Origin of the sequence: Consotaella aegiceratis (assembly GCF_036541425.1) — a bacterium.
Lineage (GTDB): Bacteria > Pseudomonadota > Alphaproteobacteria > Rhizobiales > Rhizobiaceae > Consotaella > Consotaella aegiceratis.
This window is the reverse complement of sequence record NZ_JAZHFT010000001.1, coordinates 286,338-312,982: the sequence shown is the minus strand read 5'-3', so window position 1 is coordinate 312,982 and position 26,645 is coordinate 286,338. Positions and strand designations below refer to the sequence as shown.

The window sequence follows — 26,645 nt, the reverse complement described above, 5'->3', positions numbered from 1 at the left end:
ATCGGCAGATGTTGCCAGATAACCTGCGCTGAAGCGATATTTTATCCGTTTTGAGGCTACTTGGTGCCTGAGGAAGAGAATAAACGCGACCACTCATTGGCGATAAAGAAAAGTTTTTCATTTCGCGGCAGCCGTTGGATTCATGATCGCCGGCTCCGCGTGAATGTCGATGGTCACCGCAAACGGGAGGAAATCGAATGACCATGAAACGAACGCTCGCGTCTGTCGTCATCGGCGCGCTCGCCTCGGTATCCGTGAGCACGATGGCACTGGCGTTCCAGGAAGCCCCGATGCTTGCCGAGAAGGTGAAGGCCGGCGAGCTTCCGCCCGTCGACGAGCGGCTGCCCAAGCACCCCACTGTGGTGCAGGCGATCGAGGTCGGCCAGTACGGCGGCACCTGGCACCGTGCCTACAGCGGCCCGGGCGACCGTTGGGGGCCGACCAAGCTGATGGAAGAGCGCGTCCTCAAATGGGTCGCCAAGGAAGACAACGGCACGGCGATGCTGGAGCCGGGCTATATCGAATCCTACTCGGTCAACGACGATTCCACCGAATACACTTTCACCCTGCTCGAGGGCCTGAAGTGGTCGGACGGCGAGCCGGTCACCACCGAGGACGTCCAGTTCTGGTACGACGACGTCTTCATGAACAAGGACATCACCCCGACCATCGATCCGACCTTTGCGCCGGGCGGCGAGCCGATGAAGCTCGAAGTGGTCGACGAGCGCACCTTCAAGATCAAGTTCGCCGCGCCCTACGTTTATTTCCTGCAGATCCTGGCCAAGGATTCGACGGGCTCGCCGAGCCTTGCCCGGCCGAGCTTCCTGTTCCCCAAGCATTACCTGAAGCAGTACAACAACCACTATGCGAGCGATGACGATCTCGCGGCCGCGGCCAAGAAGTACAACGTGGAGAAATGGGCGGATCTCTGGGACTATCACGGCGGACTGACGTCGTGGTGGGACAATCCGGACCTGCCCACGATCAATGCGTGGCTGATGGATACGGCACCCTCGGTGTCGGCCAACAACGTCACGATGGTGCGCAATCCCTACTATTACGCGGTCGACCAAGACGGCAACCAGCTGCCCTATATCGACAAGATCGAGCACCGCCTGTTCCAGGACCCCGAGGCGGTCAGCCTGATGGTCGCCCAGGGCCAGATCGACATGCAGGGCCGCTACATGACGGCGGCGAACTATACGTTCTACAAGGAGAACGCCGAGCGCGGCCATTACCACGTCAACGACTGGGTCGACGCGACCACCTATTCGATGGTCCCGAACATGACGGTGACGGACGAAGGGCTCAACGCGCTCTATGAAAATATCGACTTCCGGCACGCCCTGTCGATCGCCGTCGATCGCGACCTGATCAACGAGCTGGCGTTTTCCGGACTGTCCGAGCCGCGTCAGGCATCGCCCATTTCCGGTTCGCCCTATTTCGATGCCGAACTCGAAAAGCATTGGGCGGACTACGATCCGGACACGGCCAACGACCTGCTCGACGGCATCGGCCTCGACAAGCGCGACGGCGACGGCTTCCGGCTGCGTCCCGACGGCAAGCGGCTGAGCATCGTCATCGAGGCCTACGAGCCGGACCAGTCCGATGCGCTGGAGCTGCTGGCGGACAACATGCGGGACGTTGGCGTCGAGCTCTTGACCCGCATCATCGACCGCACGCAGTGGGACAACAACCGGCAGAACAACGATTACCAGATGCAATGGACGCGCTTCGACCGCCTGTCGATCGTGCCGGCCGACCCGCGCATCATGATGGGCGACGACAGCTACGCCAATCAATGGTTCGTCTGGTATAAGACCGGCGGCGAATCCGGCATCGAGCCGCCCGCGGATTCCGAGATCCGCACGCTCTGGAAGGACTGGGAGAGTGCGTCGCAGGCGCCCTCGGTCGAGGAAGCCGACAAGAACGTCAACCACCTGATCGAGACCTTCGTCGACCAGGGCTGGGTGATCGGCGTGGTCGGCGAGACCAAGGTGCCGAACATCGTCGCCGACAATTTCCACAACGTGGCGACCGGTCTGGTGGTCGACGACGTGACCCGCGGCATCGGCTTGGCCCGTCCGCAGCAGTTTTGGATCGGGCAGGAATAGCCCTTCTCCGTCGCCGGGCGGCTGCGGCCGCCCGGTCCGTTTCGCGCTGCCGCATCCTGGCGGCGGCGCCCATCTGGAACGACATGCGTTCAGGTTGAATCACCCTGTCGCTCCAGCCTCTTGTTTCGTCGCATGATGTCGTTCTGAATAGTCTGCAACTTTTCGGCATCATGCTCTTGCCTTGAGCTTCAGGGGAGGAAGCGATGGTCAGCTTCATCGTTCGCAGAGCCCTGCTCGCGATCCCGACCCTCCTGTTCATCTCCTTCATTGCTTTCGTCATCATCCAGCTGCCGCCCGGCGACTACGTCACCGCCTATGTCGCGCAGCTCAAGCAGCAGGGCGAGTACATCACCGTCGCCCAGGAAGCGCTGATGCGCGAGCACATGGGCCTCAACGATCCCATCCTGGTGCAGTACTGGCGCTGGATCACCAATATCGTCTTTCACGGCGATTTCGGCTTCTCGCTCGAATGGAACAAGCCGGTGTCGGACCTGATCTGGGGCCGCTTGGCGCTGACGCTGACGCTGTCGTCGCTCAGCCTGATCTTCACTTGGATCATCGCCATCCCGGTCGGCGTCTACTCGGCGACCCGGCAATATTCGCTATTCGACTATATCTTCACCGTGTTCGGCTTCCTGGGGAAGGGCATCCCCGACTTCATGCTCGCCCTCGTGCTGATGTGGGTGGCCTTCGTCTATATGCACATCGATGTCGGTGGCCTGGTCTCGCCGCGCTTCGAAAACGCCCCATGGGATCTCGCCAAGATCGCCAACCTCTTGTCGCACCTGTGGATTCCGGTCCTCGTGCTGGCCACGGGCGGCGCCGCCGGACTGATCCGCGTGATGCGCGCCAACATGCTCGACGAGCTCGGCAAGCCCTATGTCGAGACCGCCTACGCCCAGGGCCTGAGCGAGCGCCAGGTGGTGTGGCACTATCCGGTGCGCGTCGCGCTCAACCCCTTCATCTCGACCGTCGGCTGGTCGTTGCCAGTTCTGTTTTCCGGCGATGTGATCACTGCCGTCGTGCTCAACCTGCCGACCACCGGGCCGCTGCTTCTGCAGGCGCTGAAGATGCAGGACATGTATCTCGCCGGCAGCTTCATTCTCATTCTCAGCGTGTTCACGGTGGTGGGAACGCTTCTGTCGGACATTCTGCTGGCCCTGTTCGACCCCAGAATCCGGTATTCGTGAGGGAGCGCGCCATGTCCGACCATGCCATCGACGTGCCGACCGACGATTTCAACGCGGCCAAGGAGGACCTTTACACCGCCAAGCCGTGGACGCTGATCTGGCGACGGTTTTCCAAGCACACCCTGGCGCTGATCTCCATGTGGTTCCTGATCGTGCTCGGGCTCGCGGCGCTGTTTGCCGACTTCGTCGGGCCTTACGCCTCGGACGACTTCAACCGGTTGCGCACGCTGTCGCCGCCGACGGGCATCCACCTGTTCGACCAGGGCGAATTCAAGGGACCCTTCGTCTATGGGCTGAAGCGGACGCGCGATCCCGAGACGGCCCGCGTCAGCTACGAGACCGATACCGGGACGGTCCTGCCGCTGCGCTTCTTCGTGCACGGCAGCGACTACAATCTCCTCGGTCTCGTCGAGACCGATTTGCATCTGTTCGGCGTCGAAGGCGGACGGCGCGATCAGATCAACCTGCTGGGCACCGACAAGCTCGGGCGCGACGTGTTTTCCCGCCTCATTCACGGCGCGCGGGTCTCGCTGTCGGCCGGCATCGTCGGGGTGATCTTCGCCTTCGTCCTCGGCCTGACATTGGGGTCGATCTCCGGCTATTTCGGCGGCTGGATCGACACCTCTATCCAGCGCCTGATGGAGTTCATCCGCTCGATCCCGACGATCCCGCTATGGATGGGGCTCGCCGCGGCGCTGCCCATCGCCTGGGACCCGCTGGTCGTCTACGTGCTGATCACCCTGATCCTGGCGCTGATCGGCTGGACCCATCTCGCCCGGGTGGTGCGCGGCCAGTTCTTCGCGATCCGCGAGGAGGACTACGTGCTCGCCGCGCGGCTTTCCGGCGCCTCGACGTTCCGCATCATCACCAAGCACATGCTGCCGGCGATGACCTCCTACATCATCGCTGCGCTGACGCTGGCGGTTCCGGAGATGATCCTCGGCGAGACGGCGCTGAGCTTCCTGGGCCTTGGCCTGCGGCCGCCGGTGGTGAGCTGGGGCGTGCTTCTGCAGGATGCGCAGAACCTGCGGTCGATCTCGCTCGCGCCCTGGTTGCTGATGCCGGGCGTCGCCGTGGTGTTCACGGTGCTTGCCTTCAACTTCCTGGGTGACGGCCTGCGCGACGCCGCCGACCCCTATGGGCAATGAGACCATGCTGATGAAAACGCCGCCGCTGTCCGACGAGCGCCTGATCGAGCTGGACGACGTCCACGTGCATTTCCCGATGCGCGAGGGGCTGGTGAAGGCGGTCAACGGCGTTTCCTACCACGTGGACAAGGGCGAGGTGCTGGGCATCGTCGGCGAAAGCGGCTCGGGCAAGTCGATTGCCGCCCGCTCGATCATGCGCCTCCTGCCGCGCAACGCACGCGAGGCCGGTGGCACCATCCGGCTGCGGCCGCGCTCGGGCGAGGAGTTCGAGCTGTCGGCGTTTCAGCGCAACAGCCGGGCCATCCGCCGGGTGAGGGGCCAGCACGTCGGCATGATCTTCCAGGAGCCGATGACGGCGCTGTCGCCGGTCCACACCATCGGCACCCAGATCATGCGCACGCTGCGCCTGCACCTAAAGCTGAGCCCGGCCGCCGCCCGCGCCCGGGCGATCGAGCTTCTGGCCAAGGTGCGGCTGCCGCGCCCCGAACAAATCGTCGATTCCTATCCGCACCAGCTTTCGGGCGGCATGCGCCAGCGCGCGATGATCGCCCTGGCGATCTCGTGCAATCCGAGTCTTTTGATCGCCGACGAGCCGACCACCGCCCTCGACGTGACGACGGAATCGCAGATTCTGGAGCTGCTCAAGGATCTCCAGGCCGAGGTCGGCATGGCGATCATCTTCATCACCCACAATTTCGGCGTGGTGGCCGACATCGCCGACCGGGTGGCGGTGATGTATCTCGGCCGCATCGTCGAGACGGCGAGCGTCGACGATATCTTCTACGCGCCCAAACATCCCTATACGCAGGCGCTGCTGCGCTCGATCCCGCTGCTGGGCGGCGAGCAGGGAAACCGGCTTCCGACCATTCCGGGCATGGTGCCGGATCCCTATTCGGTGCCGCCCGGCTGCCCGTTTCATCCACGCTGTTCGCGCGCCCGTCCCGGCCTGTGCGACCGCGAGGTGCCGACGCAGCATGCCTTTGCCAACGGCCAGGTCTCGCTCTGCCATTTCGCCGAGGATCTTGCTCGGGAGGCGGCCCATGTCTGAGGTTCTTGCCCAGGCTCCGGCCGCGAACGGTTCGATGCCGGACGACACGCTGATCGCGGTGCGCGATCTCAAGAAGTATTTCCCGATCCATGCCGGCTGGAGCCAGCGCCATATCGGCGACATCAAGGCGATCGACGGCGTGACGCTCGACATCAAGCGGGGCGAGACGTTCGGCCTTGTGGGCGAGAGCGGTTCGGGCAAGTCCACCGTCGCGCGGCTGATCCTCAGGGCCTACGCGCTCACCGACGGCCAAATCCTGTTCCGCCGCTCCAGCGGCGAGGTCGTCGACATCTCCTCGCTCGCCGAGGCGGAGATGCGCGATCTGCGCCGCGAAATGCAGATGATCTTCCAGGATCCCTATTCCTCGCTCAATCCGCGCATGACGCTGCTCGATCTGGTCGGTGAGCCGCTGGTCATCCACGGCGCCGGAACGCCGGCGGAAATCCGCGACCGCGTCGCCGAACTGCTGCGCGTCGTCGGGCTCAGGCCGGAATATCTGAGGCGCTATCCGCACGCCTTTTCCGGCGGCCAGCGCCAGCGCATCGGCATCGCCCGCGCCCTGGCGCTCAATCCGAGCTTCATCGCCGCCGACGAGGCGGTGTCCGCGCTCGACGTGTCGGTCGCCGCTCAGAACATCAACCTGCTCCAGGATCTGCAGGACCAGTTCGGCTTGACCTACCTCTTCATCACCCACGATCTCGGCATGGTCGAGCATATCTCGAACCGGATCGGCGTGATGTATCTCGGCCGGCTGATGGAGACGGCGCCGACCGCGGATCTCTTTTCCAGGCCGCTGCATCCCTACACCGAGGCGCTGATGGCGGCGGTGCCGCAGCCCGATCCGCGCGGCAACCGGGCGCGCAAGCGCGTGCCGTTGAAGGGCGAGATCGCCAATGCCGCCGCCCCGCCGCCGGGCTGCCCGTTCCATCCGCGTTGCGCCTATGCGCAGGATCGCTGTGCGACGGACGTGCCGGCCTTGCGGCCGCTCGGCGAGGCGCGCCAGGTGCGCTGCCATTTCGCCGAAGAGCTCGAACTCGCCGGAGTTCGAAGATGACGGCGGCGGGCGACCTCGAGGGGCGGCCGGAAGACCTCGGCGGCGCGCCAGGTCCGGATTTCGACGTGGTCCACCGGCATCGGCCTCTGCTCCGGCTCGATGCCAACGAGCCCTATCGGCCCAGCGCCCTCGGCTACACCGTGTTCCGCGAGCCCGCGCCGTCGCCGTCGTCCAAGTTCGAGATCGTTCCGCGTGGTGCCGTGACCGTCGAATACGCGGTCTGGTACGATTGGGACATCCAGCATCTCTACGACCTCGAACACGTCTGGGTGCATCTCGACGCGGCCGGCACGGTCCTGGCCGTGGAGGCCTCCTTCCATGGCAAACGGCTCGACATGGTCCATGCCGACGGCTTGCCGGAGATGCGCGACGGACGCCCGATCCTCTATTGCGAACCCGGCAAGCATGCGCATTGGGCCGACGGCGCGCTGATGCGCGACCGGGCGGGCAGCGAAATCTGGGCCATGTGCAGCCTGCTGGCCGGGCGCTACCGGGTTCACACCGGCAATCGCTTCGCCCAAGCCGGAGCCTTTGCGCCGACACCGCTCGACGATCGTCTGGCGGAATTGAAGCTGGCGCGCGACGGCTTCACGCCGAGCTTCGCCTTCACCCGCGACGGCGACGAGCAGGGCGGTCCGGCGCTCGTCCCCTGGCCCCTGCTGGAAGCCTGGATCCCGGCCCGCGTGCGCCGCCTGATGGCAGGCCTGCCGGAGAGCGTGCCGCATCTGCGAGCGGTGTTCCTCGATAGCGGCGACACGCTGGTCGACGAGGGCACGGAAAACAAGCGGCCGGGCACCGACGTGGTGCTGGAGGCCGAGCTGATCGCCGGGGCGCGGGAGGCGGTCCAGGCCTTGAAGGACCGCGGCTACCCTCTGGCCCTGGTGGCCGACGGCCCGCGCGAGACCTTCGAGAACGTGCTGAAGCCCCACGGCCTGTGGGACCTTTTCGACGCCCATGTGATTTCCGGAGACATCGGCGAGACCAAGCCGTCGCCGAAGATGTTCGCCGCCGCCATGGCCGGTCTCGGCATCGGCGCCGGGCAGGCCTGCGACGTCGTCATGGTCGGCAACAATCTTTCCCGCGACATCAAGGGCGCCAATGCCGCCGGCATCCGGTCGGTGTTCTTCGCCTGGTCGGACCGGCGCAGCCACATACCCGCCGACGCCAGCGAGAAGCCCGACTTCACCATCACCAACCTTGCCGATCTGGCGCCGCTGCTCGACTTGATCGAGCGGCATCGCCTGGGTCGGACACCTCGGCGCGAAGCCGGCGAAGCGATATGACGAGCATGGACCACATAGCGCAATCTCTGGGCGGGTTCGCCGTTCATCCGGGCCAGACGGTGACGGCCTGGGAGCTGTCGCCGGTCGACGCACGCTATTATCCCGGCGCGCCGGCGCCGGCCGAAGACCGCGTCGGCTATCGTTTCATCAACGGTTTCGTCGATGTCGGCGATCTGCCGTGCCGTATCGCGTTGTGGCGCGAGGTCGCGGAACGGGAGGTTGCGCTCGTCACCGACTGGCCGGTCGAAAGCGTCAATCTTCCCGGCTCCAACCGCAAACTCGACTTTTCCGACTTCTGGCATCGTCCGACGCGGTTGTCCCGCTGGTGCCGGACCCGCCTCATGCCGCCCGAGGCCGGCGACTATCGATTCCGGGTGGCGACGCGCGGCGGTGTCCACATCTGGGTCGACGGCGCGCTGGCCGCCACGTTCGAGCCGTTCAGCCGCAACGCGGAACAGGCGGCGGAGATCGTCTTGTCGCTCAAGGCGGACGGCAGCGACGTCGTCATGTTGAGCGAGGACCTGGCCGAGCGCGATACGCGCTGGACGGTCGAACTGACGCTTCTGTCCGATACCGTTCTGGAGGCGCAGGTGGCCGGCGCCGGGGCGGACGGCATGGGTCTCCTGATGGCGCTGGCCGCTTCGGTGCGCCCCGAACGGGAAGTTCTGACCGGCGGACGGCTGGTCCTCGTCTTCGACCGTCCGGCGCCGAAGGACGTACGGGTTCGTGCCACGGTCCGCCCGAGCGTCCATCGACGCGGCAAGGCACCCCTTCTGGAGGCCGAAGCGACCCTGCGCGCTGGCGATGATAGGGTGGATCTGGCCGCGCTCGACGGTCTGGCCGACGCCTATCATCCGCTCGACCTCGTCTTCGAGGTCGACGGCTCGCGCATCGACCGCCACATCGCCTTCGCGCTGCTGCGCGAGACGGCGCCGCCGGCCCAGCCGGGCGATCTCGGCGAGCGCAAGCGCACGGTGCTCGCCCATGCGGCCGAAGATGGCGAACTTCGGATCGGGCGGGCGCTCGCCATGCTGGCGCTCGGCCGGCCGCTCGACGCCGCTTTCGAGACGATCATCGCCGACACGCTGCAGGCGATCGAGGAACGCCAGGACTGCTCGGACTTCATCATGGTGCCGCTGCTGTGGATCTACGGCGCCTACCGCGACGCGTTGCCAGAGGCGATGGCCGAGCGCATCCACTGGGCGATCCTCGGCTACCGCTACTGGGTCGACGAGCCGGGCAACGACGTCATGTGGTTCTGGAGCGAGAACCACGTGCTCTGCTTCCACGTCTCGCAGCTTCTGGCCGGCCGCCTGTTGCCGGACGAGGTCTTCTCCGCGTCGGGCCGGACGGGCGCGGAGCAGGCGCGCCTGGCCGAGGAGCGACTCGGCCAATGGTTCGATTCGACCGAGGACCACGGCCTCGCGGAGTGGAATTCGGCGGCCTACTATCCGGTCGATTTCATCGGTCTGTTCGCTCTGCAGCGCTGGGCGGACGGCGCCATCAAGCGCCGCACCGAAACCCTCCTCGACCGGCTCTTCACCATGCTGGCTCTGCACACACTGGGCGGGGTCGCCGCCGGCAGCATGGGGCGGGCTTATGACAAGGAGCTTCGCGCCGGGCCGCTGACGGAGCTCGCCCCGTTCGCCACCGTCGCCTTCGGCGAAGGCTGGCTCAACGACGGCGTGGCGGCGCTGCCGATGTTCTGCGCCGGCGACTACGAACCGCCCTTGGGACTGGAGCGCTACGCGCGGCCGTCCCAGGGGCTGGCCGTCACGGCTCATTACGAACAGGGCTATGGCCACGCGGCCAATCTGGCGCTCTACAAAACCGCATGGGTGCAGCTCTCGGCCACCGTCGACGGCGTGCCCGGCCGCCACGGCCATCAGCAGCATCTCGTCGACATCCGCTTTGCCGGCCACCCGTTCGCGCGCGCCTGGGTCAACCATCCCGGCGACGACGATCCCTGGGGCGGCCAGCGGCCGTCCTACTGGGCTGGCAACGGCGTGATGCCGCGCGTCGGCCAATATCAGAACGCGGTTCTCATGCTCTACGATCTGGGCGAGGAGCCGGCGATTCCGTTCACCCATGCCTTCGCACCGCGCGACGGCTTCGACGAGACCGTATTGCGCGACAATTGGCTGATCCTGCGCTCCGGCCGCGGCTTTGCCGCGCTGACGGCCGCCGCCCCGCTGTCGGCGGTCACCGAGGGGCCGGGCGCCGGCCTGGAATATCGCGTCCATGGTGCGCGCATAGGGTGGATCGGCATCGTCGGCGACCTGGCGGACGGCGCCGGCCTCGACACGGTCGGCGCGATGCTGGACGGCGTCGCCGTCGGCTTCGATGCCGAGCGGATGCGGCTTCGCCTGGATCGACCCGGCCTTCCGACGCTTTGCCTGGATTACGCCGAGGGCCTTGCCATCGACGGCAGGCACTATCGCTTCCCGAATCCGGACCTCGAGCCGCTGATCGGCGAGTCCACCGTTTCCGCCCTGCCGACGATCGGCTCGGGCGCTGCAGGAAAGTCTTGAGACCGATGACGATCGCCGATGCCGACCGCCTCACCCGCCTGCTAGCCGATGTCGCCCTCGGCCTCGCGCGCCTCAAGGGCATGGACGAAACCGCTCCGCTCGCCGAAGGCGGCTTCACCATCCAGTTCGACGAATGGGACTGGGAGGTGGGCGTCGGCCTCTACGGGCTGATCCGCCATGCCGAGGCGTCGGGCGACCGCCAGCTCATCGAGTCGATCGCCGCCTGGTACGATTGGCAGATCTCCCGCGGCCTGCCGCCCAGACAGGTGAACTCCAGTTCGCCCATGCTCCCCTTGAGCATTCTCATCGATCATGTCGATCGGCCGGACTGGGAAGCGCTGGTGCGCGACTGGGCCGGTTGGCTGGTCGACGACCTCGCCAAGACCGAGGACGGCGGCTTTCAGCACGTGGTCAAGGAGCGCATGAACGACGGCGAACTCTGGGACGACACGCTGTTCATGACCTGCCTGTTTCTGGCGCGGGCCGGCCAGCGGTTCGGCCGTCAGGACTGGATCGACCAGGCTCTCTATCAGTTCCTGATCCATGCGCGCTATCTGTCCGACCCCGTCACCGGCCTGTGGTATCACGGCTGGACCTTCAACGGCCGGCACAACTTCGCCAACGCCTTCTGGGCGCGGGGCAACGCCTGGATCACGGTCTCGATTCCCGAGCTCCTATTCCTGATCGACGACGTGCCCGCCTCGACCCGAGCCTATCTCGGCGCGGTGCTGCGTTCCCAGGTCCGCTCGCTCGCCCGGATGCAGCACGAGGACGGCATGTTCTCCACGCTCCTCGACGACAAGTCCTCGCCAGTGGAGGCCTCGGCGACCGCCGGCATTGCCTATGGCATCCTGCGCGGCATGGCGCAGGGTCTGCTGCCGGAGGATTGCCGCCCGATCGCCGAGAAGGCGTTTCGCGCCGTGATCGAGCGGATCGGCGAGGACGGCATCGTCGCCGATGTCTCCGACGGCACGCCCATGGGCCACGACCTCGACTTCTATCGCCGCATCCGCAACACCCCGGCTCCCTATGGCCAGGCGCTGGCAATGCTCCTCCTGGTCGAGCGCCTTGCCGGAGTCCGGGTCGCAGCCTGATCGTCCTCTTCTCCCTCCCGGATGGACGCAGGCACACACTGGGCGGCCGCAGGGCCGCCCAGTCTCGTTTTGCGCCTGATGCCATCGCCCGGCAATGCCGGACGGCGGGCCCGGCTGTCTATTTTGTGGCGCCGGCGGTCAACCCGGTGATGAATTTCCGCTGGAAGGCCAAGTAGGTCACGATGAGGGGCGCGATCACGATAACCGCTCCGGCCGTGAGCACCGGGGTGTTCACCGTATAGCGGCCCTGGAAGAACAGCATGCCGATCGGCAGCGTGCGATAAGCGTCGTCGTTGACCAGGATCAGCGGGATCAGAAACTCGTTCCACGTCCAGATGAACAGGAACAGGGCCAGCGTCGACATGGCGGGCACCATCAACGGCAGGATGACGCGCCGCAGGATGTAGGTGCGCGAGGCGCCGTCGAGCACCGCCGCTTCCAGGATCTCGCCCGGCAACTGCTGCATGGCGCTGGCGAGAAAGATCGTCGCGAACGGCATCGACATGGCGACCTGCGGCAGGATGATGGCGGCGTAGCCGTTGAGCAGGCCCAGAGTGCGCATCTCGTAATAGAGCGGGATGATGAAGGCCTCGGTCGGCACCATCATGCCGATGGTCAGGATGACGAAGGCCGTGCGCTTGAACGGAAAGCTCAGAAAGGCGAAGCCGAAGCCGGCCAGCGTTCCCAGGAAGACGCTGACGACGACCACTGGAATGACCACGATGATGGAATTCCAGAAATAGACGCTGAAATGCCCGTCGACCCAGGCGTGCCAGTAGTTTTCGAAATGCGGATAGTCGGGCAGCACGAAGGCGCCGCGCAAAAGGTCGGGCTGGCTCTTGATCGAGGTGAGCAGCAGCAGCGCGAACGGAAACATCGTCATCAGCGCGAACAGCCACAGGACCATGCGAAGCGGCAGCTTCGTCAGCCCGGCACTTGCCGAGTGCGCCATCAGCGGGCTCCTCCGTCGGCCGGCCGGATCAGCCGGTGGATCGCGTAGTTGACGGCAAAGATCAGAATGGCGCCGACGATGGCGACGGCCGCGGCATAGCCGTAGCGGTTCAGCTGGAATCCGAGCTGGTACATGTAGATGTTGGGAACGAGCGTGGTGTTGGCCGGGCCGCCGCGCGTCATCGTGAAGACGAGGTCGAAGCTCTTGATCGATGCGATCACGGTCAAAAGGAGAACGATGCGGATCTCCGGCAGAAGCAGCGGCAGGGTGATCGAGAAGAAGGTGCGCAGCCCCTTGGCGCCGTCGACGCGCGCCGCCTCGAACAGGGACGGATCGATCCGCTGCATGCCGGTCAGGAAGACCACCATGCAGAAGCCGAAGAAATACCAGGAGGCGACCATGCCGACGGCGGGCAGGGCGAAGGTGAAATCGCCGAGCCAGGGCAGGGCGATCGCGCCCAGGCCGACCAGCTTGAGCGCCTGGTTGATCGGGCCGAAGGCCGGATTGTAGAGCCACGCCCAGATGATGCCGAGCACGGCGGTGGGCATGATGTAGGGCAGGAACAGGAAGGTGCGCAGAACCAGCTGCTCGCGCTGCCGCAGGCGCCACAGGATCGCGGCGAGCACGATGCCGATCGACAGCGGTAGCACGCAATAGAACAGCATCAGCACCGCGTTGTTGCGCAGCGACAGGAAGAACCGCTCGTCCGAAAACAGCTTGAGATAGTTGCCCAGGCCCACCAGGGTCGGCATGCTGATGCCGTTCCACTCGGTCAGGCTGATGCCGAGCGCCGCGAGGATCGGCACGAAGACGAAGGCCGCATAGACAAGCAGCGCCGGCAGGACGTAGATCAGATTCCTGGCGGTGCCGCCGGTCCGGCTGTCGAGCTGAGAGCGCTTCATACCATCCTTCCAGGAAGGCCGGGCGCCGTGCGAGCCATCAAGACAGGCACGCCGTCCGGACCGATGCGATCGAAGATGTCGGATCGGCCAAGTTGACGTCGCAAGGGCGAGCCACCTTGGCCGGCAAGCGGTGCAGACCCTACTTCTTGCTGTCCATGTAGGCCTGGTAGTCCTTGTCGAGAGCCTCGACCAACGCGTCCGGCGTCTCGTCGCCCGAGAGCAGGAACGGCGTGTTGTCGTCGAAGGTCTTCAGCATCGTCGGGCTCGCCCAGTCGGGATAGTGGCCGAGCGCGTTCTTCCGGTTGAGATCCTTCCACATGGCGAGCGCCTCCTTGAGGATCGGCGAGACCTCGATGTCGGCGTCGTCGGGGATCGAGACGGCGGGCAGATAGCCGGCCTTGGCCCAGATCAGCGCGGCTTCGTCGGAGACGATGTAGTTGATGTACTCGCCGGCCAGATCCTTCATGTCCTGCTCCTTGGCGAGGCTGGTGATCGCCCAGGCCAGGTCGACGCCGCCCACCGTCAGCGGCGCCTTGACGCCCTCCGGCGCCGGGATCGGCATGAAGTGGATGTCGGGATTGTTCTGCATGTCGGCGAGGTACCAGGTACCCGAGATCAGGAAGGCGCCCTGTCCGGCGATGAACAGCTGTACCGCGTCGTCACCCGAGATGCCTTGATAGCCGGGAAAGAAATAGCCGCCAGTCGCCCAGTCCTGCACGAGCTTGGCCGACTCCAGATTGCCCGGTGTGTTCCAGTCGCCGCCCTGGCCATAGACCAGATCGTCCAGCGATTTGCGGTCGGCGGCGTCGATATGGGCCTGGCTGACCGCCGCCAGCATGTGCAGCGCCATGTGCTGCTTGGACGTGCCGATCATGAAGGGCGCGCCGCCGGCCTCCTTGACCTTGTCGAGCGCCGCCTTGAACTCCTCGAACGACTTGATCGGCAGCTCGACGCCGGCGTCCTTCAGGATCTTCTCGTTGTAGTAGAGGCCCACCATCTCGGCGAGGCTGGAGATGCCGTAGGTATCGCCCACGCCGAACTCGCCGTCGCTCGACCAGCGGTCGCGTGCGAGCACGCTGTCGGACTGGCGCTCGCCCCAGCCATATTTTTCGATATAGGGATCGACGGGAATCAGCAGGCCTTCCTTGACCATCGTGCCCATGTCGCCGACGCCCTGGTTCACCTTGGTGACCACCGGTCCGTCGCCGGCAGAGACGGCGAGCTTCAGCGTCAGCGCGAGGTCGTCGAAGGTGCGCTGGGTGCGATTGACCGTGACGCCTGAGTGAGCCTCTGCGAAGTTGGCGTTGAGCTGCTGCATGACTTCGCTCTGTTCGGCGAAGGTGTAGTCGTCCCAGACATCGAGCGTCTGCGCGCGAGCCGCAGCCGACAGGCTGAGGCCGATGGCCATCGCGGCTGCCGCCGTTCCCGCTTTTCTGAGCGTCGGCGACAGAACCTGGTGCAGTGTATCTCGTAGCATTGGCTTACCCATCCCGGTTGGTGTTGGCACTGTTTGGGTATTGCCGACCGGCGCGTTCGCGCCGTCTGCGCCGGTCGTTTTCCGCGCCGTTCCGATATGCGGGCCGGCGTATCGTGCGAAACTCGTCCGCCCGTCGATGGCTTCGATCTCTTTCAGCGCGCGACGCGCGGCGGCGCGGACGGCAGACACTGTCTTCCGAGCCGCCTTCATCATGGCGTCGCGCCGGCGTTCACGGCGGCGAGGCCGTATTTGAGCGCGGTGGCCGCCGGCATGGCGCTCCACCCTTGCAGCAGCGAGCCGCGCCCGAAGGGCGGCGAGAAATATTCGACGGGCCCGACCCAGCCATTGTCGAGGCAGCTCTGCCACCAGCGCGTCAGCGCGTAGCGGACGTTTCCCAACCCGCGGCGCAGCCGTTCCTCGGCGTAGACCCCATCCCAATAGGGCCAGTCCGATCCGTTGTGATAGCGGAAGGCGAAGGCGGTCTTGGCGCGCAGGTCGCGGGGACGCTTGTAGGGTGGATAGGCGCACAGGACGCCCCAGTCGCCATAGGGCTGTTCGGCATTGTTGCGCGATTCCAGGGTGGCTTCCATCGCCTTCAGCAGGCGGAGCGCGCGATCCTCGGAAATCGCGCCGTAGCGGGCCAGGGTCAGGCTGTCGATGACCAGGTGATCCTCGACGAAGCCGTCCGGCGTGGCGTAGTCGGCATAGCCGTCGCGAGCAGGAACGAAGAGGCCGTCTCCGATCTCAGTGCGGGAACGCTTCGCGACCTGCCGGGCCCGTTCGGCGAGGTCGGGGTCATGGTCGGCACCCAATTCGGCGACCATGTCGAACGCACCGACGAAGAGCCCCAGATCGTAGGACACCAGGCCTTCGCGAAAGACATTGTCCGCCCAGTCCCTGTCGTTGCGCGGCTTCAGCGGCAACACGCTGTCGGGACCGGCGAGACGGAGGTACCGCTCGACGACGCTGGTCACGACCGGCCAATGCCGCATCGCTTCGGCATGGTCGCCGGTGGCGCGCACATAGTCGCCGAGGGCCAGGACGAAGAACAGCGGACTGTCGAAATGGTCGCTCCACCAATCCTGCGGGCGATTGTGGTAGCTCGGAAAGGCCCGGCCGCGCCGCTCTTCGGGGTGGGCTTTGCAATGGGCGACGAAGCGCTGCCAGGCCTCCGTCTGCGCGGGTCCGGTGAGGATCACGCCGCTCGGGGCTTCGCCGTCGGGCTGAATCCCCTTGGCCAGGAGGCGGATTTCATCGCGAACCGCATCGGGCGCAAGCGTCAGCAGCGGCTGCAGCGTCCAATAGCCGTCACGGTAATAGGTCCGGGCCGGCGCGCTGTAGGCCTGCCCGGCCGCCAGACCCGCGAAGGCGCCATGCTCGTCCTGGCGAATGCTGGAGAGCGCGGCATGGACGCCCTGCACCACCATGCTGCGCAACAGGGGATCGGCGTCCGGCATGGCGTCGCAGCGGGCGACATAGGCGTTCGCCTCGTCGACGATCGCCTGGCTCGAAAGGTCCAGCGCCGCCTCGGCCTCCTCGCGCGAGGTGCCGACCGCGACCCGGATGTCGCCGCCCTCGGTCTCGGCGATGATCGTGCCCCAGGCGAGCATGGCGATCTGCCGACCGCCCTCGATCGCGACATGCGGCTTGGCGGCGTCGGCGGGCGGCGTATGCCACCAGGCGCACCGGCGGGCCGGATACAGCCTCTTCGCCGTGGCTCCTTTGATCAGGAGCACCGGTTTCGATTGCGCCACGAACACGCCCCCGTCTTTGGCGACGACCCGGTTCGGGCCATAGACGAACGGACCGGCGAGCGGCGAAAACCGCAGCCGGCCCAGGCTGCCCGTACCCCAAAGCGCAAGGTCGATCGCGCCGTCCGGCCGACAATCGGCTTGCAGACGGGGCGCCATGATCGGCAGGAGAAGGGGATCGCGGCCCTCCACCAGGCCGTCCAGCGTGGGGCTCAGCATGACGCCGGCACTCCCATCGGACCGGGGGCGTCATGGCAGACCGCGCGGCGATGGGCGCGGTTCGGCCGGGCGGCATTCGTCGGGATAGCGACGGGATCGGCGAGCAGGAGAGGTCGATGCGGCCGCGATCGACCCGGCATCTCGTTCCTGTCGGACTCCATTCCCATCGGCAGAAAGCCTTTAAAAAGAGCAACGATCAGGCAAGCCTACCTATGCGGCAGAACTTTTGTCAAGGTCGTAGACAAACTTCCTGATAGAGCCTAAGGTCGACCCTGAAAAATCGCCATTATCCGGCTGCAACCCCACGTTATTGCAGGTGAATTGGCATGGTTGTGACAGAATTAGGTATGGATCCTTGACGAAAGGGTCGGAGATGCTGGCGCTGCGATGACCCATTCCTTGACGCACACGCCGATCGCACGAAAGATTTCGACCAACGCGGTCATCCGGACCGTGCTCGCCAACGGTGCGATCTCGCGCGCCGACATCGCCAAGCAGACGGGCCTCTCCAAGCAGACCATCTCCGATGTCGTGCGCGACCTGACGGGGGAGGGCTGGCTGCGCGAGAGTGGCCAGACCGGTGGTCGACCGGGACGCAGCGCCATCACCTATGAGTTGAATGCTGGCGCGGGGCTGGCGGCATCCATCGATCTCGGCGGAACGAAGATCGCGGCCGCCGTGGGCGACCTGCTCGGCACGGTCGTCGCGGAGACCAGGGTGCCGACCGATCGGCGCGGCGGCGCGGCCCTGGTCGATCAGTTCGAGGCCGTCATCGGCGGCCTGATGGCGGAGGCCGGAGCCTCGATCGCCGATCTTCGCCTCCTCGTCGTCGGGACGCCCGGCGTGCTGGATCCCAAGACCGGCCATATCGGCGTGGCGCCCAACATCCCGGGCATCGACGCGATCGACGTGCCGCAATTGCTCGCCGAGCGGCTGCAGGTGCCGATCCGCATCGAGAACGACGTGAACCTGGCAGCCCGCGGCGAGCAATGGCGCGGCCACGGGACGGGCGTGGGCAATTTCGCCTTCGTCGCGCTGGGCACCGGCATCGGCATGGGGATCATCGCCAACGGCGCGCTGTTGTCCGGCGCCCGTGGCGCAGCCGGCGAGATCAGCTATCTGCCGGTCGGCGGCGATCCGTTCGACCCGCGCGGCTTTACGCTGGGCACGCTGGAGACCGCGGTGGGCAGCGTGGCGATCGCCCAGCGCTATGCCGGGTTCGGCGGCGCCGAAGGGGCCACCGTGGAAGAACTCTTCTCGGCTTTCGACGCGGGGGAGCCGGCGGCCATCGCCGCGATCGAGGAGACCGCTCGCGTGGTCGCCCAGGCGATCGCCGCGATCGGCGCGATGCTCGATCCGGAACTGGTGATCATGGGCGGCAGCATCGGCGCCCGAGCGGAACTGGTGGACGCCATCCGCGCCATCCTGCCTCGCTGCTCGCCGCACCCGCCGCGCATCGAAATCAGCAAGTTCGGCAACCGGGCCGCCCTGATCGGCGGCATGGGCGTCGCCGTCGATCATATGCACGAGGAGCTCTTCGGCATCGGGCTGGAGCGCCTGTGATGCGCGACAGGCCGTCACGGCGCCCGATCGCCGCTGCCGGACCCTCGATCGCAACGAGTCTGGAGAAACGCGGATGAAAGTTGGCATTGTCGGGCTCGGCGCCCGCATGGCTCACGTGGCGGCTCTCTTCAAGGTGGCGAAGCCGGACTACGAGTTTGTCGCCTTCGCCGACCCGACCCCGGCGGGGCGCGATTATCTCGAAGGCGAACTCGGCACGCGGTTGCGCGCTTACGATACGCTCGACGAGATGATCGGGCACGAGGAGCTGGAGCTCCTGATGGTCGGCTCGCCCAACCACATGCATCTCGATCACCTGCGCGCCGGCATCCTGGCCGACATCCCCTACATCTTCGCCGAGAAGCCGGTGGTGATCAGCGAGGAAGAGACCTTCGAGCTGCTCGGGTTGCTGCGCGATCACGGCGGCCACCGGCGCATCATGATCGGTCTCGTGCTGCGCTATTCGCCGCTCTACGTCATGCTCAAGGAGGCCCAGGCCAAGGGCCAGCTCGGCTCGATCGTGTCGATCGAGGCGTCGGAGCATATCGGCGGCTATCACGGCAGCTTCTTCATGCACGATTGGCGCCGCTACACCCAGTTCTCTGGCGGCTTCATGCTGGAGAAGTGCTGCCACGACATCGACCTTTACCAGGGGGTGGTCGGGCGGCGCCCCAAATTCGTGGCGAGCTTCGGCGGACGCAAGAGCTTCGTGCCGGAAAACCGGCCGGAGGTGGCGCCGGATTACGATACGATCGCCGAGCGCTTCCTGCCGGACAAGGCCAGGCGGGTGCACAGCTTCCGGCCGCGCTGGGGCGGCGGCAACTCCGACTTCGAAAGCGACGGCGACATCGTCGACTATCAGACCGCGATCGTCGAATACGAGGACGGCGCCTCGATGACCTTCCACACCAACATGAACGTTCCGGACGAATTTCGCCGCTTTGCCGTCATGGGCACCAAGGGTATGGCCGAGGGCGATTTCATCCGCAACACCTTCAAGCTGACCGACGCGTTCACCGCCGAGACGATCTCCGAGAACGCCCATGTCGGTCCGAGCCGGGCCAACCACTACGGCGCCGACGACCAGATGGCGGCCGACATCGCCGCCTATATCGACCGCGGCGTGCCGCTGAAAGTGACCGTGCTCGACGCGCTGGAGGCCGGGCTGACCGCCCTCAAGATGGACGAGGCGCGCCGCACCCGCTCGGTCGTCGACATGACGCCGACCTGGGAGACGTTTGACAGCTATGGCCTGACCAAAGACGATTGAGCGGGCCGCGCGAACCCGAGGTTTCATGCATGGGGCGCTTCTTGTGGAAGTGCAGAACCAAGACGACAGGGGGTGGCCGATGGGTCAGCTGAAAATGGTCGACGTCCGCAAGTCCTTCGACGAGACGGAGGTCATCAAGGGCGTGTCCCTCGAGATCCGGCACGGAGAGTTCGTCGTCTTCGTCGGCCCGTCGGGCTGCGGAAAATCGACTCTCTTGCGGATGATCGCCGGGCTCGAGGACATCACCGCGGGCGAAGTGCAGATCGACGGCACCGTCGTCAACGACGTCGAACCGGTCAAGCGCGGGATCTCGATGGTCTTCCAGTCCTATGCGCTCTACCCCCACATGACGGTCTACGAGAACATCGCCTTTCCGTTGCGCGTGGAGCGGCTGTCCAGAGACGAGGTCGAGCGCAAGGTGCGCCGGGCCTCGGCGATCCTGAAGCTCGACGAGCGCCTCCAGCACAAGCCCAGCCAGCTGTCCGGCGGCCAGCGCCAGCGCGTCGCCATCGGCCGCGCCATCGTGCGCGAACCCTCGGTATTCCTGTTCGACGAGCCGCTCAGCAATCTCGACGCGGCGCTGCGCGCCGACATGCGGGTGGAGCTGTCGAAGCTGCACACCAATCTCGACGCGACGATGATCTACGTCACCCACGACCAGATCGAGGCGATGACCATGGCCGACCGCATCGTGGTGCTGGACGGCGGCCTGATAAGCCAGGTCGGGACACCGCTGGAACTCTACCACAAGCCCTGCAACCTCTTCGTCGCGGGCTTCATCGGCAACCCCAAGATGAACCTTCTGCCGGTCGTCTGCACCGCCAGCGCCGAGGACGAGGTCACCGTCGCGCTGCCGAATGGCGGCGCCAGCCTGCGTGTGCCGGTGAAGGCGCGCCCTGGTCTGGAGGGCCAGATCCTGACGCTCGGCATCCGGCCTGAGCATGTGCAGCTGGATGCCGGCGACGCGCGGCTGGACGTGAGGCCGACGGTGATCGAGCGGCTGGGCATCCACACCGTGGCCTATACGGCGATCGACAGCGAGGACACCGTCTTCACCGCCCTTTTGCCGGGTGCCGCGCCGATCCGTGTGGGTACGCCGCTGCAACTCGGCCTGCACGGCAGCGACTGCCACCTCTTCGATACTGACGGCAGGGCCTTCGAGCGCGCTATCCCCTTGAGCGAAATCGATCCTTCGCTGCTGTCTGCCCGAGCGGCCTGACACGACGGGCGCGGCCCCCGATCCCCGGGCCGCCGGCCCTTTCCCGCGTCCGCCGAGCTCAGCGTTGGCTCGAATGCGGCAGGATCGGATAGAGGATTTGCCCGTCTTCCTCGCCGCGCGGATAGTGGCCGTCGCGATGCTGCTGCATGGCCCGCTGATAGCCGCGCGGGCTGGTGCCGATATAGCGTCTGAACATGCGTGAAAAGTAGTAGACGTCGGCATAGCCGATCGCGGCCGCGGTCTCGCTGATCGAGCGGCCGGCCTGGAGCAGTTGCATAGCCCGCTCCATGCGTTTGAATTCCTGGAACTTGCGCGGCGTCAGGCCGATCCGCTGGCGGAACTCGCGCTGGAAATAGTCGGCATTGTAGGGGGCTGCCTTGACGACGCGCTCGGTGATCTCCGGATCGAGCGGCGCGGCACTGATCTGCGTTGCGGCCAGCATGACGGCCAGCGGTAGACCCTGCGTTTCGTTCATCGGTCCGACGTTCAGCGATTTCCAGGCGACGAAGGCATCGTCGATGAATTCCATCAGCAGCACCATGAAGAGATGGAACTGCATCAGCGTCGTCGATGACGGCGGCGAGATCTGGCGATAGTGACGGGCAAGCGGCTCCAGCATCGCCCAGCGCGATAGTCGAACCATGGGCTGCAGGTCCATCTGGGCGATCAGGTCGTGCTGGTTGAACAGATCCAGCGAAAAATGCTGGGCGATGCCGATCATGATGCGTTTGCCGGGATTCCAGCCGATGAAGCGGGTATCCTTCGGGATCAGCATCGCGTCGCCCGGCGTCAGGTGAAAATGCTGGTTGCCGATGCGGTATTCTGCCTCGCCTTCCAGGCAGACGATCAGGTCGTAGACCGTGTTGGTCTTGTCGATCATCCAGGTGCGGGAATGCTCCATTTTGATGATCGAGCGCGTCAGCGACAGGGTGACGGCGGCGGCCGGAATACCCGACAGGACATGACCTTCACTTTTGTCCATCTTTTTGTCCGGATTCGTCAATTGGCTTCGCGCCATCGTTTCAGGATACTAGCCGACAAGAAAGAAAAAGGAGAGTAGGGAGGTCGATAATCGCAACGTGCGGCGAAAGTTGGCGCTGGATCGGCGAGTTGTCAGCATCGACAGATGGCAATCACGATCGACATGATGCACGATTTCGACTCTCTCTAGCAATATTTGTTTTGGCTTGCGGGGGCGAGCCAGACGGTGTCGGCCGATCCCCACGAGCCGCGGGACCCGGTGGAGTCCTGTCATGGAATGGCCGGGCCGCCGGTCGGGCGTCAGAGGAAACACATGAACCGGGCTTGCTCGATCGGAGCGCCATGCTGACCCGCCTTTGAATGGGGTAGGTCCGTCACCTCTTCACGATCAGGAGCAGCCGGGAGGCCAATGCTTTGAACGATCACCTGCCGAACATCACGCCCGGCGTGGCCGGGGCTTATGCGAACTCCTGCCGCGACATCGGCAGCCAAGACCGGGGATCGGCGCCGCAGGCTGCCGCCACGGTCTCGCGGAAAGGAGCCGACTGATGGGTCAGAGCCGCTTTCTGGGGCTGGCTTACCTCACCCCCTTCATCATCGGCCTGGTGGTCTTCACCGGCCTGCCGTTCCTGGCCTCGCTCTATCTGAGCTTCACCGACTATCCGCTGGTCAGTGCGCCCAAGTGGGTCGGTCTGGAGAACTTCATCGATCTGTTCACCCGCGACCGCACCTTTCGCAAGTCGCTGACGGTGACGCTGATCTACGTGTTTACCACGGTGCCGCTGAAGCTGGCCTTTGCGCTCTTCATCGCCGGTATCCTGAACTACAAGCTGAAATTCATCAATTTCTTCCGGACCGCCTATTACGTCCCGTCGATCCTCGGCGGATCGATCGCGATCGCGGTGCTGTGGCGCTACATCTTCGCCGAGGCCGGGCTCGTCAACATGATCCTGGTGGGCATGGGTTTCGACGCCGTCAACTGGTTCGGCGACCCGACCAACGCGCTGTTCACCATCACGCTGCTGCGCATGTGGCAGTTCGGCTCGGCCATGGTGATCTTCCTGGCCGCGCTGCAGTCGGTCGACAAGTCGCTCTACGAGGCGGCGGCCATCGACGGCGCCGGCAAGGTCACGACCTTCATCTTCGTCACGCTGCCGCTGATCACGCCGGTGATCTTCTTCAATCTGATCATGCAGATGGTCCAGGCCTTCCAGGAGTTCAACGGACCATACGTGATCACCGAAGGCGGCCCGCTGAAGTCGACCTACCTGCTGCCTCTCTACATCTACGAGGAAGCGTTCAAGAAGTTCGACATGGGCTATGCGTCCGCGATCGCCTGGGTGCTCTTCGTCATCATCATGGTCTTGACCCTGGTTGCGTTCTGGTCGTCCCGGCACTGGGTCTACTACGCCGGCGACAAGAGGAGCTGAGTCATGGACGCGAGCAACGACAAAGTCGCTTTCGACCTTCCCGTCCTGGGTGCCGACGATCCGGTCGCCATCCAGACCCGCGAGCGCCGGCGCGAGAGGATCTCTGCCGCCTTCCGCTACATCGCGCTTCTCGTGGTCGGCTTCATCATGCTCTATCCGCTGATCTGGCTGATCGGGGCGTCCTTCAAGAACAACACCGAGATCTTCAACAATCCCGGCTTCATCCCGACGCATCCGACGCTCGAAGGCTACGTCAAGGGCTGGCAGACCTCGACGCCCTACACCTTCGCACGATTCTTCTGGAACACCTTCCTGATCATCGCGCCCAAGGTGGTGGGCACCGCCATCTCCTGCACGCTGGTCGCCTACGGCTTCGCCCGGTTCGACTTTCCCGGCAAGAAGGCGCTGTTCTCCATCCTGATCGCGCTGCTGCTGCTGCCGAACGTGGTCACGCGCATTCCGCAATACATCCTGTTCCGCGATCTCGGCTGGCTCGATACCTTCCTGCCGCTCTGGGTGCCCTCCGCCTTTGCCGGCGACGCCTTCTTCGTCTTCATGGTGGTGCAGTTCCTGCGGGCTCTGCCGAGCGACATGGAAGAGGCGGCGCGCGTCGACGGCGCCAACTCTTTGCAGACGCTGATCTACATCGTCGTGCCCATGCTCGCGCCGGCGATCATCTCGGTCTGCCTGTTCCAGTTCATGTGGACCATGAACGACTTCCTGGGGCCGCTCATCTACATCTCCTCCGTCGAGAAATTCCCGGTCTCGCTCGCACTCAAACTCTCGATCGACACCACCGAAGCATTCGATTGGAACCGCATCCTGTCGATGTCGGTCCTGGCGCTGGCGCCGGCGCTGATCGTGTTCTTCCTCGCTCAGAAATACTTCATCGAAGGCATCTCGGCCGGCGGTGTGAAAGGCTGAAACGATGGCTCACCTCGAAATCAAGAACGTCGAAAAAGTCTACGGCAACGGCTTCAAGGCGGTGCATGGGATCAACCTGAACGTCGCGGACGGCGAGTTCATGGTGCTCGTCGGCCCTTCCGGCTGCGCCAAGTCGACCACCCTTCGGATGATCGCGGGCCTGGAGTCGATTACCGGCGGCGAGATCCGTATCGGCGAGCGCATCGTCAATCGGCTGGCGCCGGGCCAGCGCGGCATCGCCATGGTGTTCCAGAACTACGCGCTCTATCCGCACATGAAGGTGAGGAGCAATCTCTCCTTCGGCCTGCGTCTTCAGCACAAGCCCAAGGAAGAGATCGCGGCGGCGACGGCCGAGGTCGCCCGCATCCTGGAGATCGAGGAACTGCTCGACCGGCTGCCCAAGCAGCTCTCCGGCGGCCAGGCACAGCGCGTGGCGTTGGGCCGCGCCCTGATCAAGAAGCCCGAAGTCTTCCTGTTCGACGAGCCGCTGTCCAATCTCGACGCCAAGCTGCGCGCCTCCATGCGCGTGCGCATCACCGACCTGCACAAGCGTCTGAAGCAGGAGGGCATGTCGTCGACGGTCGTCTACGTCACCCATGACCAGACGGAAGCCATGACCATGGGCGACCGGATCTGCGTCATGAAGGACGGCCACATCATGCAGGTCGCCGACCCCAAGACGCTGTTCAACCGGCCCGCCAACATCTTCGTCGCCGGCTTCATCGGCAGCCCCGAGATGAACCTCCTGGAGGGCCGGCTTGAGGGCGATGCGGAACCCGTGTTCCATTTCGGCGGCCAGTCCGTGGCCCTGGGCCGGGAGCTGGCCGACCGGGTGCCGCGCGGCGGGGCCAAGGAGGTCACGCTCGGCGTTCGCCCGCAATATCTGACGCCCGTCGGGGCCGGCGGAGACGGCTTGAAGGGCCGAATCTCCACGGTCGAGTTCCTGGGCCACGAAGTGGTGCTGCATGTCGACCTCGGCTCGGCCCGCGCCGTGTCCGTGGTGCCGGCCGCCGAATACGAGGCTGCCGACCGGTCCTCGGGCGCCGTGATGCTGCAGCCGGACCTCAATTCCGTCCACATCTTCGACCGGACGTCCGGCGAGAACATCTCGCTGCCGGTCACCCACTAACGCGCACTTTCAACTGAGGAGGAAGTCCCTATGAAACTGAAGTCGATGCTGCTGGTCACCGCCGCCGCGATGACGCTCTCGACGGCCGGTCAGGCCGCCGAACTCCGGATGTCCTGGTGGGGTGGCGACAGCCGCCATCAGGCCACGCAGGAAGCCCTCAAGGCCTGCGGCGAGAAGTACGGCCATACGATCAAGCCCGAATTCACGGGCTTCTCCGGCCACCAGGAAAAGCTGACCACGCAGATCGCGGGCAGCACCGAGGCCGACATCATGCAGGTCAACTGGCCGTGGCTGCCGCTGCTGTCGCCCGACGGCACGGGCTTTGCCGATCTGCGCGACTATTCCGACACGATCGATCTCAGCCAGTATTCCGAGGACGATTTGGCGGCGGCCGAGGTCAAGGGGCATCTGAACGGCATCCCGGTGTCCACAACGGGTCGCGTGTTCCTGTTCAACAAGGACACCTTCGACAAGGCCGGCCTCGCCATTCCCTCCACTTGGGACGAGTTGACCGCGGACGCCAAGGTGATGAAGGAGAAGCTCGGCGAGGACTACTATCCGTTCGAAGCCGCCAAGCTGAACGCCGTGCTCGTCGTGTCGCTGGTCGTCACCCAGAAGACCGGCAAGGATCTGGTTGACCCGGAGACCGGCATGGTTGCCTGGACGCCCGAAGAACTGGCCGACGGCATCAAGTTCTACCAGAACTTGGTCGATTCGGGCACGATCCGGTCCTGGAAGGACGTGGCGAGCGACGGCAAGGTTGAACTCTTCGAAACGCAGATCTGGGGCAAAGGCGAGATCGCCGGCACCTACGAGTGGGACTCGACCTACGCCAAGTACGCCGATCCGCTCGGCGATCAGTATCTCGCCCCGACGAAGCCGCTGATGGTCGATGGCGCCACGACGGAAGGCGTCTATCGCAAGCCGTCTATGCTGTTCTCGATTTCGAAGAACTCGAAAAACCCGAAAGCGGCGGCGCAGATCGTGAACTGCCTGCTGAACGAGCCCGAGGGATACGAGATCCTCAAGGACACGCGCGGCATTCCGTCCTCGAAGGTTGCCTTCGAGGCGCTCAGCAAGGCCGACGCCTTCGATCCGAAGGTCGTGGAAGCCCACGAGATCATCATGAACGCGACCGGTCCGACCGCCTCGCCGCACGATGAGAACCCGGATATCCGCGAGATCTTCAAGGATTCGCTCGAGGCCGTCGCCTACGGTCAGATGACCGCCGAGGATGCTGCTGAAGATATGATCGAGCAGTTCAACGACGAACTGGAAGACATCCAGGGCTGATAGTGTCATCGGCTTGGGGGGGGCCCGGCCCCCCCCCCCCCCCCCGGCGACCCGTCGGCCCACCAACCAAAGAACC

The 26,645-nt window shown here is 65.2% G+C and carries 20 protein-coding genes; 15 read left to right on the top strand and 5 right to left on the bottom strand.

Annotation, left to right across the window (positions count from 1 at the left end):
- The first annotated feature begins 197 nt into the window (after nt 1–197).
- The 8 genes from SMD10_RS01415 to bglB all read left to right on the top strand — a co-directional run bounded on the left by SMD10_RS01415 (nt 198) and on the right by bglB (nt 11,462).
- Complete coding sequence (locus SMD10_RS01415; protein ID WP_331683840.1) at nt 198–2,114, top strand: ABC transporter substrate-binding protein; 1,917 nt, start codon at nt 198–200, stop codon at nt 2,112–2,114.
- Between the two features lie 203 nt (nt 2,115–2,317).
- Nucleotides 2,318–3,304, top strand: a complete 987-nt coding sequence (locus tag SMD10_RS01410; protein ID WP_331683839.1) for an ABC transporter permease — start codon at nt 2,318–2,320, stop codon at nt 3,302–3,304.
- An 11-nt stretch (nt 3,305–3,315) separates the two neighbouring features.
- Nucleotides 3,316–4,452 (top strand): ABC transporter permease, encoded by a 1,137-nt coding sequence (locus SMD10_RS01405; RefSeq protein WP_331683838.1) that lies wholly within the window; start codon nt 3,316–3,318, stop codon nt 4,450–4,452.
- Nucleotides 4,453–4,462: 10 nt separating this feature from the next.
- The gene (locus tag SMD10_RS01400) at nt 4,463–5,500 is read left to right on the top strand and encodes an ABC transporter ATP-binding protein (protein ID WP_331683837.1); all 1,038 of its coding nucleotides are present in this window, start codon (nt 4,463–4,465) and stop codon (nt 5,498–5,500) included.
- Entirely contained in the window at nt 5,493–6,554 is a 1,062-nt protein-coding gene (locus tag SMD10_RS01395; protein ID WP_331683836.1) for an ABC transporter ATP-binding protein, read from the top strand. Before SMD10_RS01400 ends, SMD10_RS01395 begins: the two co-directional genes overlap by 8 nt.
- Entirely contained in the window at nt 6,551–7,837 is a 1,287-nt protein-coding gene (locus SMD10_RS01390) for an HAD family hydrolase (RefSeq protein WP_331683835.1), read from the top strand. Before SMD10_RS01395 ends, SMD10_RS01390 begins: the two co-directional genes overlap by 4 nt.
- A gap of 5 nt (nt 7,838–7,842) precedes the next feature.
- Entirely contained in the window at nt 7,843–10,368 is a 2,526-nt protein-coding gene (locus tag SMD10_RS01385; protein ID WP_331683834.1) for a hypothetical protein, read from the top strand.
- 5 nt (nt 10,369–10,373) lie between these two features.
- Nucleotides 10,374–11,462 carry a beta-galactosidase BglB gene (bglB, locus tag SMD10_RS01380; RefSeq protein WP_331683833.1) on the top strand — a complete coding sequence of 363 codons (1,089 nt, stop codon included), beginning with the start codon at nt 10,374–10,376 and terminating at the stop codon, nt 11,460–11,462.
- Between the two features lie 118 nt (nt 11,463–11,580).
- On the opposite strand, the gene SMD10_RS01375 is transcribed toward bglB, so the two are convergent.
- From SMD10_RS01375 to SMD10_RS01360, 4 genes are all read right to left on the bottom strand, one after another.
- On the bottom strand, nt 11,581–12,414 hold the full coding sequence (locus SMD10_RS01375; RefSeq protein ID WP_331683832.1) for a carbohydrate ABC transporter permease: 834 nt from the start codon (nt 12,412–12,414) through the stop codon (nt 11,581–11,583).
- Nucleotides 12,414–13,316, bottom strand: a complete 903-nt coding sequence (locus SMD10_RS01370; protein ID WP_331683831.1) for a carbohydrate ABC transporter permease — start codon at nt 13,314–13,316, stop codon at nt 12,414–12,416. The genes SMD10_RS01375 and SMD10_RS01370 overlap by 1 nt, the downstream gene beginning before the upstream one ends.
- A gap of 139 nt (nt 13,317–13,455) precedes the next feature.
- On the bottom strand, nt 13,456–14,724 hold the full coding sequence (locus SMD10_RS01365) for an extracellular solute-binding protein (protein WP_331683886.1): 1,269 nt from the start codon (nt 14,722–14,724) through the stop codon (nt 13,456–13,458).
- Between the two features lie 278 nt (nt 14,725–15,002).
- Nucleotides 15,003–16,763, bottom strand: a complete 1,761-nt coding sequence (locus tag SMD10_RS01360) for a glucosidase family protein (RefSeq protein ID WP_331683830.1) — start codon at nt 16,761–16,763, stop codon at nt 15,003–15,005.
- Nucleotides 16,764–17,150: 387 nt separating this feature from the next.
- Between SMD10_RS01360 and SMD10_RS01355 the strand changes: the two genes are divergently transcribed.
- The 3 genes from SMD10_RS01355 (at nt 17,151) to SMD10_RS01345 (ending at nt 20,812) form a co-directional block, all read left to right on the top strand.
- A complete protein-coding gene (locus SMD10_RS01355; RefSeq protein ID WP_331683829.1) occupies nt 17,151–18,326 on the top strand; it encodes an ROK family transcriptional regulator in 1,176 nt (391 codons plus the stop codon).
- 73 nt (nt 18,327–18,399) lie between these two features.
- Complete coding sequence (locus SMD10_RS01350; protein ID WP_331683828.1) at nt 18,400–19,593, top strand: Gfo/Idh/MocA family protein; 1,194 nt, start codon at nt 18,400–18,402, stop codon at nt 19,591–19,593.
- 79 nt (nt 19,594–19,672) lie between these two features.
- The gene (locus tag SMD10_RS01345; RefSeq protein WP_331683827.1) at nt 19,673–20,812 is read left to right on the top strand and encodes an ABC transporter ATP-binding protein; all 1,140 of its coding nucleotides are present in this window, start codon (nt 19,673–19,675) and stop codon (nt 20,810–20,812) included.
- A 58-nt stretch (nt 20,813–20,870) separates the two neighbouring features.
- Here SMD10_RS01345 and SMD10_RS01340 read toward each other — a convergent pair whose 3' ends face one another.
- Nucleotides 20,871–21,794, bottom strand: a complete 924-nt coding sequence (locus tag SMD10_RS01340) for an AraC family transcriptional regulator (RefSeq protein ID WP_331683825.1) — start codon at nt 21,792–21,794, stop codon at nt 20,871–20,873.
- Nucleotides 21,795–22,341: 547 nt separating this feature from the next.
- On the opposite strand from SMD10_RS01340, the gene SMD10_RS01335 reads away from it, so the two are divergent.
- The 4 genes from SMD10_RS01335 to SMD10_RS01320 are packed head-to-tail and all read left to right on the top strand — an operon-like array spanning nt 22,342 to nt 26,569.
- Entirely contained in the window at nt 22,342–23,223 is an 882-nt protein-coding gene (locus tag SMD10_RS01335; RefSeq protein ID WP_331683824.1) for a carbohydrate ABC transporter permease, read from the top strand.
- Between the two features lie 3 nt (nt 23,224–23,226).
- Nucleotides 23,227–24,147, top strand: coding sequence for a carbohydrate ABC transporter permease (locus SMD10_RS01330; RefSeq protein WP_331683823.1), 921 nt, complete (start codon nt 23,227–23,229; stop codon nt 24,145–24,147).
- 4 nt (nt 24,148–24,151) lie between these two features.
- Entirely contained in the window at nt 24,152–25,276 is a 1,125-nt protein-coding gene (locus SMD10_RS01325; protein WP_331683822.1) for an ABC transporter ATP-binding protein, read from the top strand.
- Between the two features lie 30 nt (nt 25,277–25,306).
- A complete protein-coding gene (locus SMD10_RS01320) occupies nt 25,307–26,569 on the top strand; it encodes an ABC transporter substrate-binding protein (protein ID WP_432757147.1) in 1,263 nt (420 codons plus the stop codon).
- Nucleotides 26,570–26,645: the final 76 nt, after the last annotated feature.